At 67.6% G+C, this 14,498-nt stretch carries 11 protein-coding genes and 2 tRNA genes; 6 read left to right on the forward strand and 7 right to left on the reverse strand.

The window, feature by feature from the left end:
* Positions 1 to 28 precede the first annotated feature (28 nt).
* Entirely contained in the window at positions 29 to 541 is a 513-nt protein-coding gene (gene phaR, locus CON77_RS00425) for a polyhydroxyalkanoate synthesis repressor PhaR (protein WP_232788348.1), read from the forward strand.
* Between the two features lie 61 nt (positions 542 to 602).
* A complete protein-coding gene (gene rimO / locus CON77_RS00430) occupies positions 603 to 2,024 on the forward strand; it encodes a 30S ribosomal protein S12 methylthiotransferase RimO (protein WP_101046713.1) in 1,422 nt (473 codons plus the stop codon).
* 127 nt (positions 2,025 to 2,151) lie between these two features.
* On the opposite strand, the gene CON77_RS00435 is transcribed toward rimO, so the two are convergent.
* Positions 2,152 to 2,236 (reverse strand) — tRNA-Leu (locus CON77_RS00435).
* Positions 2,237 to 2,393: 157 nt separating this feature from the next.
* Positions 2,394 to 2,478: transfer RNA gene (locus CON77_RS00440), tRNA-Leu, on the reverse strand.
* A 79-nt stretch (positions 2,479 to 2,557) separates the two neighbouring features.
* On the opposite strand from CON77_RS00440, the gene rnr reads away from it, so the two are divergent.
* Positions 2,558 to 4,828 (forward strand): ribonuclease R, encoded by a 2,271-nt coding sequence (gene rnr, locus CON77_RS00445; protein WP_232788349.1) that lies wholly within the window; start codon positions 2,558 to 2,560, stop codon positions 4,826 to 4,828.
* A 1-nt stretch (position 4,829) separates the two neighbouring features.
* On the forward strand, positions 4,830 to 5,378 hold the full coding sequence (locus CON77_RS00450) for a YggT family protein (RefSeq protein ID WP_101046717.1): 549 nt from the start codon (positions 4,830 to 4,832) through the stop codon (positions 5,376 to 5,378).
* A gap of 61 nt (positions 5,379 to 5,439) precedes the next feature.
* Here the strand turns inward: CON77_RS00450 and moeA are convergent, their stop codons facing one another.
* From moeA to CON77_RS00470, 4 genes are all read right to left on the reverse strand, one after another.
* Entirely contained in the window at positions 5,440 to 6,717 is a 1,278-nt protein-coding gene (gene moeA / locus CON77_RS00455; protein ID WP_101046719.1) for a molybdopterin molybdotransferase MoeA, read from the reverse strand.
* Positions 6,718 to 6,742: 25 nt separating this feature from the next.
* Positions 6,743 to 7,366: a molybdenum cofactor guanylyltransferase MobA gene (mobA, locus tag CON77_RS00460; RefSeq protein WP_101046721.1), complete on the reverse strand. Its 624-nt coding sequence runs from the start codon at positions 7,364 to 7,366 to the stop codon at positions 6,743 to 6,745.
* Positions 7,363 to 8,502 carry a GTP 3',8-cyclase MoaA gene (gene moaA / locus CON77_RS00465; protein WP_101046723.1) on the reverse strand — a complete coding sequence of 380 codons (1,140 nt, stop codon included), beginning with the start codon at positions 8,500 to 8,502 and terminating at the stop codon, positions 7,363 to 7,365. The genes mobA and moaA overlap by 4 nt, the downstream gene beginning before the upstream one ends.
* 72 nt (positions 8,503 to 8,574) lie before the next feature.
* Entirely contained in the window at positions 8,575 to 10,632 is a 2,058-nt protein-coding gene (locus CON77_RS00470) for a sodium-translocating pyrophosphatase (RefSeq protein ID WP_101046725.1), read from the reverse strand.
* A 314-nt stretch (positions 10,633 to 10,946) separates the two neighbouring features.
* Here CON77_RS00470 and ppa point away from each other — a divergent pair, with 314 nt between their 5' ends.
* Positions 10,947 to 11,486 (forward strand): inorganic diphosphatase, encoded by a 540-nt coding sequence (ppa, locus tag CON77_RS00475; RefSeq protein ID WP_101046727.1) that lies wholly within the window; start codon positions 10,947 to 10,949, stop codon positions 11,484 to 11,486.
* A gap of 43 nt (positions 11,487 to 11,529) precedes the next feature.
* Here the strand turns inward: ppa and CON77_RS00480 are convergent, their stop codons facing one another.
* Positions 11,530 to 12,729 (reverse strand): GNAT family N-acetyltransferase, encoded by a 1,200-nt coding sequence (locus tag CON77_RS00480; protein ID WP_439650493.1) that lies wholly within the window; start codon positions 12,727 to 12,729, stop codon positions 11,530 to 11,532.
* Between CON77_RS00480 and CON77_RS00485 the strand changes: the two genes are divergently transcribed.
* Positions 12,728 to 14,425 (forward strand): NAD+ synthase, encoded by a 1,698-nt coding sequence (locus CON77_RS00485; RefSeq protein WP_101046729.1) that lies wholly within the window; start codon positions 12,728 to 12,730, stop codon positions 14,423 to 14,425. The two genes, CON77_RS00480 and CON77_RS00485, sit on opposite strands and share 2 nt — an antisense overlap.
* Positions 14,426 to 14,498: the final 73 nt, after the last annotated feature.

Raw genomic sequence — 14,498 nt, forward strand, 5'->3', positions numbered from 1 at the left:
CGACGGGCTTTTCACAGGAGCGAGATCAGTGCAAACGAAAGAGGCCGACCCCACGGCCACCGCCGGCAAGCCCCTGCGCGTCATCAAAAAGTACCCGAACCGCCGGCTCTACGACACCGACACCTCGTCCTACATCACCCTGGCCGAGGTCAAGGCCCTGGTCATGCGGGCCGAGCCCTTCGTGGTGCGCGACGCCAAGACCAACGAGGACCTGACCCGCAGCATCCTGTTGCAGATCATCCTGGAAGAGGAGACCGCGGGGGTGCCCCTGTTCTCCGAGAACATGCTGGCCAACATGATCCGCTTTTACGGCCACTCCATGCAGGACTTCATGGGCTCCTACCTGGACAAGAACCTGCAGATCTTCATGGAAATGCAGCAGAAAATGACCGACCAGGCCAAGGGGCTGACGCCCGAACTCTGGCAGCAGTTCATGAACGCGCAGACGCCCTTGATGATGGGCAACTACTTCAGCCAGTCGCAGAATGCTTTCACCCAGATGCAGGAGCAGATGCTGAGCGCCTTTGGCGTCAAGCGCTGAGCGTCGGGGCCTGCTGACGGCGTCCCGTGCTCCGGCGCGCCGGACCTGAGACAATCGGGGGATGAGCGACACCATCTCCCCCGCCGCCCCCGTGGCGCCCACGTCCGCCCCCAAGGTGGGCTTCGTCAGCCTCGGGTGCCCCAAGGCACTCACCGATTCCGAACTGATCCTCACCCAGCTCAGCGCCGAAGGCTACGAAACCAGCAAGACCTTCGCCGGCGCCGACCTGGTCATCGTCAACACCTGCGGCTTCATCGACGACGCCGTGCAGGAAAGCCTGGACACCATCGGCGAGGCCCTGGCCGACAACGGCAAGGTCATCGTCACCGGCTGCCTGGGCGCCCGCGAAGGCGAGGGCGGTGGCAACCTGGTGCGCCAGATGCACCCGAGCGTGCTGGCCGTGACCGGTCCGCACGCCACCCACGAGGTGATGGAGGCGGTGCACCAGCACCTGCCCAAGCCGCACGACCCCTTCATCGACCTGGTGCCGCAGCGCCTGTCCAACGCCATCGAGGGTGTGGGCGTCAAGCTCACCCCGCGCCACTACGCTTATTTGAAAATCAGCGAAGGCTGCAACCACCGCTGCACCTTCTGCATCATCCCGTCGATGCGCGGCGACCTGGTCAGCCGCCCGATCGGCGAGGTGCTGACCGAGGCCCGCAAGCTGTTCGAGGGCGGCGTGAAAGAGTTGCTGGTGGTGAGCCAGGACACCTCTGCTTATGGCGTGGACCTGCAGTACCGCACCGGCTTCTGGGACGGAAAACCGGTCAAGACCAAGCTGTACGACCTGGTGCGTGCCCTGGGCGAACTGGCGCGCCAGCACGGCGCCTGGGTGCGCCTGCACTACGTCTACCCCTACCCGCACGTGGACGACGTGATTCCCCTGATGGCCGAGGGCCTGTGCCTGCCCTACCTGGACGTGCCGCTGCAGCACAGCCACCCGGACGTGCTCAAGCGCATGAAGCGCCCGGCCAGCGGCGAGCGCAACCTGGAGCGCATCCAGCGCTGGCGCGAAGTGTGCCCCGAGATCGTGGTGCGCAGCACCTTCATCGCCGGTTTCCCGGGCGAGACCGAGGCCGAGTTCCAGCACCTGCTCGACTTCGTGGCCGAGGCCCAGATCGACCGGGCCGGCTGTTTCGCCTACTCCCCGGTGACGGGGGCCGCCGCCAACGACCTGCCTGGGGCCTTGCCCGATGCGGTGCGCGAGGAGCGCCGCGCCCGCTTCATGGCCGTGGCCGAGCGCGTGTCGGCCGAGCGCCTGCAGCGCCGCGTGGGTGCCACCATGCAGGTGTTGGTGGACCAGGCGCTGAGTCTGGGCAAAAAGGGTGGGGTGGGTCGCAGTTATGCCGACGCCCCAGAAATCGACGGCCAGGTGCGCCTGCTGCCGCCGGAAAAGGCGAGCAAGACCTACAAGGTGGGCGATTTTGTCAAGGTCCGCATCGTCGGGGCCGATGGACACGACCTGATCGGGCAACCGGTGTGAGGGAATGCCGGCGCAGCCCTCTGGGGCTGCGCCGGCATTCATGCAGCGCGAGCGCACAGAATCTGCCGGGCTGAGCCGTTCGGGCAAGAAAAAAGGCTTGCATCGCTGCAAGCCTTTTTTGTATTTTTGGTGCCCAGGAGAGGACTCGAACCTCCACGCCTCTCAGCGCTAGTACCTGAAACTAGTGCGTCTACCAATTCCGCCACCTGGGCATCTCAGGAAGCCACTATTCTAGCACGGGATTTTTGGGGTTTTGGGCGGTGCTGAAGAAATTTCGGGCGATTGCCTGCCGGGTATTGTTGGGGGGATTGGGGTCTGGAAAAGAAAAAAGCTTGTGGATCGGAATCCACAAGCTTTAGTCTTTATGATTGGTGCCCAGGAGAGGACTCGAACCTCCACGCCTCTCAGCGCTAGTACCTGAAACTAGTGCGTCTACCAATTCCGCCACCTGGGCTTTCAGATAAGCTGAAAGTATAGCACGCGAAAACACTGCAGCGAGTGCAAAGAGACGAGTGAAAGAAAAAAATCCCAATTTGTTGTTGTCCGAATTCGAAGGGGTGGTGGCCGGCCACCGCGATGGCCACGGTTTTGTCGTCCGCGACGACGGCCAGCCCGACCTCTACCTCCCCCCCAACGAGATGCGCGCCGTGCTCCACAAGGATCGGGTCAAGGCCCGCGTGGTGCGGCAGGACCGGCGCGGACGGCCCGAGGGCCGGGTGACCGAGATTCTGGAGCGTTCGCGCGCGCCCATCATCGGCCGGTTGCTGCAGGAAAGCGGTGTCTGGCTGGTGGCGCCGGAAGACAAGCGTTACGGCCAGGACGTGCTGATTCCCAAGGGCGCGACCGGCTCGGCCAAACCGGGCGAGGTGGTGGTGGTGGAACTGACCGAGCCGCCGGCCCTGTATGGCCAGCCGGTGGGTCGGGTGAAAGAGGTGCTGGGCGACATCGACGACCCGGGCATGGAGATCGAAATCGCGGTGCGCAAATACGACGTGCCGCACGAGTTCTCGGAAGCCGCCCTGGCCCAGTCGCGCGGCCTGCCGGACAAGGTCCGGGCCAGCGACAAGCGCGCTCGCATCGACCTGACCGACGTGCCGCTGGTGACCATCGACGGCGAAGACGCGCGTGATTTCGACGACGCGGTCTATTGCGAGCCGGCCAAGGTTGGGCGCGGCAAGGGCTGGCGCCTGCTGGTGGCCATCGCCGACGTGAGCCACTACGTAGAAACCGGCTCGCCCATCGACGTGGACGCCTACGACCGCGCCACCAGCGTGTACTTCCCGCGCCGCGTCATCCCGATGCTGCCGGAAAAGCTGTCCAACGGCCTGTGTTCGCTCAACCCCGAGGTCGAGCGCCTGTGCATGGTCTGCGACATGCTGATCAACGCCAAGGGCGAGATCCATGCCTACCAGTTCTACCCGGCGGTGATGTTCAGCCACGGCCGACTGACCTACACCGAGGTCGCGGCGGTGCTGCAGAACACCCGTGGCCCCGAGGCCCAGCAGCGGCGATCGCTGGTGCCGCACCTGCTGAACCTGCACGACGTGTACCGGGCCCTGCTGGGCGCACGCGAGCGCCGCGGCGCCGTCGATTTCGAGACCACCGAAACCCAGATCGTCTGCGACGAGTCCGGTCGCATCGAACGCATCGTGCCGCGCACCCGCAACGACGCGCACAAGCTGATCGAGGAGGCCATGCTGGCGGCCAACGTCTGCTCGGCCGAGTTCATCGCCCAAAGCAAGCACCTGGGGCTGTACCGGGTGCACGACGGCCCGACCCCGGAAAAACTGGAAACCTTGCGCCAGTACCTGAAGGCGCTGGGGGTGCAGCAGACGGTGGGCGATCTGCCCCGGCCCATGGATTTCCAGCAGATCGCGCACGCGACCCAGGAGCGTCCGGACGCCGCCCAGATCCACCAGATGCTGTTGCGCTCGATGTCGCAGGCCATCTACGCGCCGCAGAACCAGGGCCACTTCGGCCTGGCGTTCGAGGCCTACACCCATTTCACCAGCCCCATCCGCCGCTACCCGGACTTGCTGGTGCACCGGGTGATCAAGGCCATTCTGCTGGAACGCAAATACCACCTGCCCAATCTGCCCACCCCGGGCGAGGCCCACGCCAAACTGGCCAAGCGCCTGGCCACGCGCAAACCGCCGGACAAGGCCAGCAAGGCCAAGCCCACCGCCGAAATGCTGGGCTGGCAGGCTGCGGGCCTGCATTGCAGTGCCAACGAGCGCCGTGCCGACGAGGCCAGCCGCGACGTGGAGGCCTGGCTCAAGTGCAAATACATGCGCGAGCGCCTGGGCGAGGAGTTCGGTGGCGTGGTCACCGCCGTCACCAGTTTCGGTTTGTTCGTCACCCTCGACAGCCTGTATGTCGAGGGGTTGGTCCACATCACCGAACTGGGCGGCGAGTACTTCCGCTTTGACGAGACCCGCCAGGAACTCCGCGGCGAACGCACCGGCATCCGCTACGCCCTGGGCTCCCGGGTGAACGTGCAGGTCAGCCGGGTCGATCTGGACGGGCGCCGCATCGACTTCCGTCTGGTGCGCGGCGAAGACGATCTGGTGATGCGTGCCCTGCGCGACAAGACCGGTGGTGAGGCCGAGCCACCGACCACCAGGCCACCGAAAACCGGTCGTGGCGCTGGCCGTTCGGGCAAGTCGGCGTCACCGTACGCGTCCGAACGCCGGGGCACTGCCGCCGGGGCGCCTGCCTGGTCCAGCACCCGCGGGACGGGCCCGTCCGCGGCCGGGCGCAAGGGCCGTGCGCCCTCGGGCAAGACGAAAAAGAGCCGACGTTGACATGCGCATCCTGTTGTTTCTGCTGGACACCCTGTTCTTCTTCCTGGTTGGCGCCGCGCTCTTGCGTGGCTGGATGAACACCCGCCGCCTGCGCATGACGCAGCAGCCCGGGCTGTTCGTCATGGCCATCACCGACTGGATCGTGCGCCCGATGCGCAAGGTCCTGCCGCGGGGCTGGGCCCAGGCAAATGCCGACTGGGGCAGTTTCCTGGCGGGGCTGGCGCTGGCGCTGGCCTATTCCTTCTGCTTCCACGCCCTGTTCGGCGGCCAGTTGTCGGGCTTGTCCAGCCTGGGGTGGATGCTCACCCTGCCGGTGGTGGCCATCACCTTCTTGCTGCGCACCGTGCTGCAGGGGCTGATGCTGCTGACCCTGGCCTACGCCGTGTTGTCCTGGGTGCAGCCCCAGGCGCCGGTGCAGGCCACGCTGGCCCGTCTGGTCGAGCCCTTGCTGGCGCCGTTCCGGCGCTGGGTGCCGGTGGTCGGGGGCTTCGATCTGTCCACGCTGTTGCTGATTCTGCTGTTGCAGATCGGGTTGATGCTGCTGGGCTGAGATCCGACGCCCTGGGCGTGGGACGCTGCTGGCGCGGCCGCGCGGCGTGGGATGGCGGGGGTCAGATCACGCCGTCGAAGACCATCACGTCGACTTCGTCGCCCGGTGCCACATGGCCCTGCTGGTGGTGCAGCACGATCAGGCCGTTGGCCTCTGCCATGGAGCGCAGCACGCCCGATCCCTGGTTCCCGGTGGTGCGCACCTGCAGCCGGCCGTCGGGGCCGGTGCTGACCACGCCACGCTGGTATTCGGTGCGCCCGGGCTTCTTGCGCAGCGCTTCCAGGCTGTGCGCCTTGAGCAGGGGCGGGGCTGGGGTGCGGGCGCCCATCATCTGGAGCAGGGCCGGGCGCACGAAGGCGAGGAAGGTGACCATCACCGCCACCGGGTTGCCCGGCAGGCCGAAGAGCACGGCCGGGTGGTGGCCTTGGGACAGGCGGCCCACCGCCATCGGGCGCCCAGGGCGCATGGCAATGCGCCAGAACGCCACGTCGCCCAATTGCCGCATCATGGCCTTGGTGTGGTCGGCTTCGCCCATGCTCACACCGCCGCTGGTGATGATCGCGTCGGCTTGCGCAGCGGCCTGGCGGAAGGCGGCTTCGAGTGCAGCCGGCTCGTCCTGGACCACCCCCAGGTCGATCACCTCCACACCCAGGCGGGTGAGCAACCCGAACACGGTGTAGCGGTTGCTGTCGTAGACCGCGCCCTCGCGCGGCGCTTCACCCAGGCTAAGGATTTCGTCGCCGGTGGAAAAGTAGGCCACTTTCAGCCGACGGTACACCGACACCGTGGCCAGCCCTAGGCTGGCAATCAGTCCAAGTGCCGCCGGCCCGAGCCGGTCGCCCCGACGCAGGGCGGGCTGGCCTTGCATCAGGTCCTCGCCGAGCAGGCGGCGGTTGTCGCCCGCGCGGACCACGCCAGGGGGCACGCTCACCCGGTCTTGCTCGACCTGCACGAACTCCACCGGCACCACCGTGTCCAGCCCGGCGGGCATGATGGCGCCGGTCATGATCTTGACGCACTGGCCCGCCGCGACAGGGCCATTCCAGGCGGTGCCGGCGTAGGCGGTGCCCACGGCGGTCAACACCGTCGGGCGGTCGGTGGCCAGGTCGGCGCTGGCCAGGGCGTAGCCGTCCATGGCCGAGTTGTCGTGCGGCGGCACGCTGATGGGCGACACCACGTCCGCGGCCAGCACGCGGTCCAGGGCTTGGAACACCCCGACCGTTTCGGTGTCGGCCACGGGTTCGACCAAAGCGCTGAGAAAGTCGTTGACCGCCGGCGCGCGGAGGGCTTGGGGGTCGTAGCCTTGCAGTTCGGCGGCGATCTGGTCCAGGGTTTTCATGGTCTATGGGGTGGCGCCGAGCGCGTCAGCCTTCGAGGGCGCGCAGCTCGGGCAGGGTGTTGGCGTTGCAGAAGGCCTGCGGGTCGTCACCCGCTTGGTCGAAGGGGACGGTGACGGTGCGGTGCTGGCGGGTCCAGCCTTCCACCTTGCGACCGCCGGCCTGGGTGTAGGCCAGCAGGCTGTCGCGCAAGTCGGTCTTCATCAGGCAGAACACGGGCTGGGTGCGCCAGGTGTCGCTGCCCTCACGGGCGCTGGCCAGGGCGATGTCGGCCTCACTGTGTTCCAGTGCCAGTGCCAGCCGCTCCAGCAGGTCCAGCGGGTACAGGGGCACATCGCAGGGCACGGTCAGCAGGTAGGGGGTGGGGCAGTGCGCCAGCCCGGCGAGGAAGCCGGCCAGCGGGCCGGCGTAGTCCGGCAGCTCGTCCGGCCAGACCGGTGCGCCAAAGGTCGCGTAATCCGCCAGGTACCGGTTGGCATTGACCAGGGTGCCGGCCAGCCGCGTACCCTGCTGGCGCTGCAGGCGTTGCAGGGCGTTCAACGCCAGGGGCGTCCCGTGAAAGGGCTGAAGGCCCTTGTCCACGCCACCCATGCGCGAGCCCCGCCCGCCGGACAAGACGACGCCGGTGACGCTGTGCGGTCCGACCTTCATCCGCCGATGTAGCTCATTTCGATGCGGCGCCCCGGGCCGATGCCCGCGTCCGCCGGCAGGGCCGCGCGCAACTCGGAGTAGCGGTCGCTGCGCTGTTGCCAGATGTTTCCGATCGCCGAGGCGATGTCGGCGTCGTGGGCGCCCTCGCGCAGCAGGCTGCGCAGGTCGTGGCCCTGGCTGGCGAACAGGCAGAGGTAGACCTTGCCTTCGGTGGACAGGCGCGCGCGGTTGCAGTCGCCGCAGAAGGCCTGGGTGACGCTGCTGATGAAGCCCACCTCGCCGAGGGACGGGTCGTGCCGCCCGTCCGGGCCGGCGTAACCCCAGCGTTCGGCGGTTTCGCCCGGGGCGCTGGCCTGCAGTGGCACCAGCGGCAATTCGGCCTGCAGCGTGCGCAGCACTTCGGCGCTGGGCACCACCTCGTCCATGCGCCAGCCATTGGTCGCACCCACGTCCATGTATTCGATGAAGCGCAGCACAATGCCGCTGCCGCGGAAGTGCCGAGCCATCGGTAGGATCTGGTGCTCGTTGGTGCCGCGCTTGACCACCATGTTCACCTTGATCGGGCCCAGTCCTGCGGCCTGGGCCGCGGCGATGCCTTCGAGCACATTGGCCACGGGGAAGTCCACGTCGTTCATGCGGCGGAACACGCAGTCGTCCAGGCCATCCAGGCTGACGGTGACGCGGTTCAGTCCGGCCGCCTTGAGGGCCCGCGCCTTGCGCGCCAGCAGGCTGCCGTTGGTGGTCAGGGTCAGGTCCAGGGGCTGGCCGTCCACCGTGCGCAGGGCGGCCAGTTGCGCGATCAGGATTTCCAGGTTTTTGCGCAGCAGCGGTTCGCCGCCGGTCAGGCGGATCTTGTGCACGCCATGGGCCAGGAACAGGCGGGTGAGCCGGGTGATTTCTTCGAAGGTCAGCAGCGCGCTGTGGGGCAGGTACTGGTAGTCCTTATCGAAAATTTCCTTGGGCATGCAGTAACTGCAACGGAAATTGCACCGGTCGGTGACGCTGATGCGCAGGTCGCGCAGGGGCCGGCCCAGACCGTCGCTGAGCAGGCCATTGGGCACGACCGGGGTGGTCGGTACCACCGCCCGCAGGGCACGGATGCGCTGGTCGACCAGGGGGATGACGCGTTCGGACATGGGGCAAGATTACACCATGACCACCGCCGGCCGTGCCCGGTAAAGCCCTGCCTGCGGTGGGGTGGCCGGGACTCAGCCCAGCGGCAGCAGCGGCACGATCAACAGGGCCACGATGTTGATGATCTTGATCAAGGGGTTGACGGCCGGGCCGGCGGTGTCCTTGTAGGGGTCGCCCACGGTGTCGCCGGTCACGGCCGCCTTGTGCGCGTCCGAACCCTTGCCGCCGTGGTGGCCGTCCTCGATGTACTTCTTGGCGTTGTCCCAGGCGCCGCCACCGGTGCACATGGAAATGGCCACGAACAGGCCGGTGACGATGGTGCCCATGAGCAGGCCACCCAAGGCCTTGGGGCCGAGGAAGACGCCCACCAGGATGGGCACCACCACCGGCAGCAGGCTGGGCACCACCATTTCCCGGATGGCTGCGCCCGTCAGCATGCCCACGGCCTGGCCGTATTCGGGCTTGGCCGTGCCTTCCATGATGCCGGGGATCTCCCGGAACTGGCGCCGCACCTCGACCACCACCGCGCCGGCCGCCCGGCCCACCGCTTCCATGGCCATGGCGCCGAACAGGTAGGGGATCAGGCCGCCGATGAACAGACCGATGATGACCATGGGGTCGCTCAGGTCGAAGCGCACCTGCTGGCCGTAGGTTTCGAGCTTGTGTGTGTAGTCGGCGAACAGCACCAGCGAGGCCAGGCCGGCCGAGCCGATGGCATAGCCTTTGGTGACGGCCTTGGTGGTGTTGCCCACGGCGTCCAGCGGGTCGGTGACGTCGCGCACCGCACTCGGCAGTTCGGCCATTTCGGCGATGCCGCCGGCGTTGTCGGTGATCGGGCCGTAGGCGTCCAGGGCCACCACGATGCCGGCCATCGACAGCATGGCCATCGCGGCCACGGCGATGCCGTACAAGCCGGCCAGGCCGTGTGCAGCGGCGATGGCCAGACACACGAACAACACCGGCCAGGCGGTTGAGCGCATGGACACGCCCAGGCCGGCGATGATGTTGGTGCCGTGCCCGGTGGTGGAGGCCTGGGCGATGTGTCGCACCGGGCTGTACTGCGTGCCGGTGTAGAACTCGGTGATCCAGACCAGTGCGGCGGTCAGCGCCAGGCCCACCGCCGTGGCACCGAACAGGCGCCACTGGCTGCCCGAGGCGGCGATCGCGTGGTCGGGCACGACCCAGGCCGTGACGAACCAGAATGCCACCAGCGACAGGCCGCCGGCGATGGCCAGGCCCTTGTACAGCGCCGGCATCACGTTCTTCATGCCGGGGCGGGCCTTGACAAAGAAGCAGCCGACGATGGACGCCAGGATGGACACCCCGCCCAAAGCCAGCGGGTACAGCACCGCCTGCATGGGGGCGGCCGCCACCATCAGGGCGCCCAGCACCATGGTGGCGATCAGGGTCACGGCGTAGGTTTCGAACAGGTCGGCGGCCATGCCGGCACAGTCGCCCACGTTGTCGCCCACGTTGTCGGCGATCACCGCCGGGTTGCGCGGGTCGTCCTCGGGGATGCCGGCCTCCACCTTGCCCACCAGGTCGGCGCCCACGTCGGCGCCCTTGGTGAAGATGCCGCCGCCCAGACGCGCGAAGATGGAGATCAGCGACGAGCCAAAGGCCAAGCCGATCAGCGGGTTGAGCACTTGCGCCAGGGGCGTGGCGGCCTCGGTGTTCCGGCCCAGCAGCAGCCAGAAGAAACCCGTCACGCCCAGCAGGCCCAGTCCCACCACCAGCATGCCGGTGATGGCGCCGCCGCGGAAAGCCACGTCCAGGGCCGGGCCGATGCCGCGCGTGGCGGCCTGCGCGGTGCGCACATTGGCCCGCACCGAAATGTTCATGCCGATGAATCCGCAGGCGCCCGACAGCACCGCGCCGAGCACAAAGCCGGCGGCGGTCCAGCCGTCGAGGAAGGTCGCGATCAAGACCGCCAGCACCGCGCCCACGGCGCCGATCGTGGTGTATTGCCGCGCCAGGTAGGCCGCCGCCCCGGCCTGTATGGCCCCGGCGATTTCCTGCATCCGGGCATTGCCGGGGTCCTGGGCCAGGATCCAGCCGCGCGACCAGAAGCCGTACGCCACGGCCACCAGCCCGCACACCAACGCAAACGTCAGCACAGTGTCTCCAACCATCGTGTGTTCTCCGGTTCGTTTGGACGGGAAGGAAGCCCACGCACGCCAAGCCGCAGGCTTTCGTTGCGTTGCTTCCTCGCGCCGAAACCTGCACTCGGTAGAGCAGGCGCCGATGGGGCGATTGGCCAACGCGGCCAATTTAGCGCAACTCCCGGGATTTGTGCACACCGGCCGCCACACTTTTGCCCAGGGCGGGGCGCTTTCGTCAGCTTGGCGTCGGTAAAATCCGGGTTAATACAGGGCGCAAGCTTGGTGCGGTGCGCGCTTGCGCGTCCTGTGCCGTCCCGTTTTTCCCACAACCGATCCACAACCACATGTCTCTCGATCACGTCTCCCCTGGCAGCAAAGTGCCCGAATCGTTCAACGTCATCATCGAGATCTCGATGAACGGCGACCCGATCAAGTACGAAGTCGACAAGGCCTCGGGCTGCATTTTCGTGGACCGGTTCATGAACACCGCGATGCACTACCCCACCAACTACGGCTACGTGCCCAAGACCATCGCCGGTGATGGCGACCCGGTGGACGTGCTGGTGATCACCCCCGTGCCCCTGCCGCCCGGCGTGGTCGTGCCCTGCCGTGCCCTGGGCATCCTGAAAATGGAAGACGAAGGCGGCGTGGATGGCAAGGTGCTGGCCGTGCCGACCGAGAAAATCCTGCCGCTGTACTCGCAGTGGAAGGGCCTGGAAGACCTGAACCCGGTGCGCCTCAAGGCCATTGAGCACTTCTTCGAGCACTACAAAGACCTGGACCCGGGCAAGTGGGTCAAGGTGCTGGGCTGGGACGGCAAGGACGCCGCCCACCAGGAAATCCTCGACGGCATCGCCGCCTACGAGAAAGACGCCCAGGCCTGATCGGTCCCCGCGCTCTTCTCCAGAAGCCCCTTGTGGGCCCGGCTCAGGCCGGGTGCCTCAAGGGGCTTCGGCTTTCTAGGTGGGCCAGGTAGTGGGCCATCCCTTCGCCTTCGCGTTGCAGGAACCGCTCCACCGCATCGGCGAAGGCGGGATGGGCCAGCCAGTGGGCGCTGTGGGTGCTGACCGGCAGCAGGGCGCGCGCCATTTTGTGCTCGCCCTGGGCACCGCCTTCGAAGCGCTGCACGCCGTGCGCGAGGCACCACTGCAGCGGCTGGTAATAGCAGGCCTCGAAATGCAGGCAGTCCACCCGTTCCAGCGCGCCCCAGTAGCGCCCGTAAGCGGCCTGGGGCTGTGCGCTGGTGTCGCTCAGGGCGACCAGGCTGCAGGCGATGGGGTGCCCGTCGGCACGCCGGGCCACGAACAGCAGCCAATGGTCGGCCAGTGCTCCGGTCATGGCCTCGAAAAAGCCGGGTTGCAAGTAAGGCGCGTTGCCGTGTTCCCGGTACGTGCGGGCGTAGCAGCGGTAGAAGAAGTCCCAGTCTTCGGGCGTGATGGCCTGACCCCGCCGATGTTCGAAGCGCACCCCGGCGGCCTCCACCTTGCGCCGTTCCTGGCGGATTTTCTTGCGTTTGTCCTGGGTCAGTCGGCCCAGGAAGGCGTCGAAGTCCGCGTCTGGCGGATCGGCCTGGGTCCAGTGGAATTGCACGGTCTGGCGCACCATCAACCCCGCGGCGGTGCAGGCGGCCCTGTCGGCGGGGTCGGTGAACAGCAGGTGCAGGGACGACAAGCCCGTGGAGCGGCAGTGCCCGATCAGGGCCTGCACCAGTGCCGCCCGGGTCGGGGCGTCCACCGCCAGCAGCCGCGGCCCCGGCACCGGGGTGAAAGGCACGGCCACCACCGCCTTGGGGTAGTAGGCCAGGCCGTGTTCGGCGTAGGCCTGGGCCCAGGCCCAGTCGAACACGTATTCGCCGTAGGAGTGTGATTTGAGGTAGAGCGGCGCCGCGGCCTGGAGCGTTTCATCCCGCCACAGGGTGATCCACTGGGGCGTCCAGCCCGTGGCCGGGACGGCGCTGCCGCTGCGGTGCAGCGCGGCCAGGTAGGCGTGGCGCATGAAGGGGCCGCAGGCCAGACCGCCCGGCTGCTGCGCCAGCAAGGCGTCCCAGGCCTGGGCGGGCAGTTCGTCCGGGTCGGTGACGACCCGGGTGACATAATGCCCCGCACTGCAACCGTTATTCATGTTCATGACGCTCAAGCTCTGCGTTGCGCAGCTCAATTTCGTGGTGGGTGACCTGCTCGGCAACGCCCGCCAGATCGTCGACGCCGCCCACCGGGCCCATGCCGAGGGTGCCCAGGTGCTGCTCACGCCCGAGCTGGCCATCTGTGGTTACGCCGCCGAGGACCTGTTCCTGCGGCCAGCCTTCGTTGCCGCCTGCGATGATGCCGTGAAAACGGTGGCCCGCGACACCGCGGGGTTGACCGGTCTGCACATCGTCGTCGGCCACCCGGCCCGGGTGACCGAGGCGCCCGAGCGTTCCCGCAGCGTGGGCCGGGCCCCGTGCCACAACGCCGCCTCGGTCATTTGCGAGGGGGAGGTGCGCCACACCTACGCCAAACAGGAGCTGCCCAACTACCAGGTGTTCGACGAACGCCGTTATTTCGTGCCCGGCCAGGACAGCTGTGTGTTCGACGTGCCGCTGCCCCAGGGAGGGCAGGTGCGCATCGGCCTGCTGATTTGCGAGGATGCCTGGCACGCGGCCCCGGCCGAGGCCGCCCGCGACGCGGGGGCCCAACTGCTGGCCGTGATCAACGCCTCGCCTTTCCATGTGGGCAAGGGTGACGAGCGCGAGCAGGCCATGCGTGCGCGTGCGCAGGCCACCGGCCTGCCCCTGGTTTACGCCCACCTGGTGGGCGGGCAGGACGAAATCGTTTTCGAAGGCCGGAGTTTCGCCCTGAACGCCGACGGCAGCCTGGCCGCCCGCGCCCCGAGTTTCAGCCCCGACCTGTTCGCCTTGACGTGTGAACTGGGCCGGGGTGCGGCCCAGGTGGCGGGTCTGCGTGGGCCGGTGGCGCCCGAGAGCAGCCTGGAGGCGGACCTGTGGCACGCCCTGGTGCTGGGCGTGCGCGACTACATCGGGAAAAACGGTTTCCCCGGCGCGCTCCTCGGGCTGTCCGGGGGCATCGATTCGGCCTTGGTGCTGGCCATCGCGGTCGACGCGCTGGGCAAGGACCGGGTGCGTGCGGTCATGATGCCGTCGCCCTACACCGCCGACATTTCCTGGATCGACGCCCGCGACATGGCCGCGCGCCTGGGCGTGCGCTACGACGAAATCTCCATCCGCCCCGAATTCGACGCCTTCCTGGGTTCGCTCAATCCCTTGTTCGAAGGCCGGCCGATCGACACCACCGAGGAGAACATCCAGGCCCGCATCCGTGGCACCTTGCTGATGGCGCTGTCCAACAAGTTTGGCAGCATCGTGCTGACCACCGGCAACAAGAGCGAGATGGCCACCGGCTACTGCACGCTCTACGGCGACATGGCCGGGGGGTTCGCGGTCATCAAGGACGTGGCCAAGACCCTGGTGTTCCGCCTGGCCTGGTGGCGCAATGCCCACGACCCCTACGGCACCGGCGCCAACCCCATCCCCGAGCGCATCATCACCCGTCCGCCGAGCGCCGAGCTGCGCCCCGACCAGAAGGACCAAGACAGCCTGCCGCCCTACGATGTGCTGGACGCCATCGTCGAGCGCTACATGGAAAACGACCAGGACCCGGCCCAGATCGTGGCCGCGGGCTACCCCCAGGCCGCGGTGGAGCAGGTGGTGCGCTTGATCCGACTGAACGAATACAAACGCCGCCAGGCCCCGGTCGGGATTCGCGTGACCCACCGCAGTTTCGGCAAGGACTGGCGCTACCCCAACACCAACCGTTTTCGGGGTTGAGCCGCGTGGGGTGAAGGCCGGCGGGGACGGGCGCTCAGGCGTGATACAGTTTCGGCCACTGTCAACCCCTTTG

It is taken from the genome of Macromonas nakdongensis, from assembly GCF_002837145.1.
Taxonomy (GTDB): domain Bacteria; phylum Pseudomonadota; class Gammaproteobacteria; order Burkholderiales; family Burkholderiaceae_C; genus Macromonas_B; species Macromonas_B nakdongensis.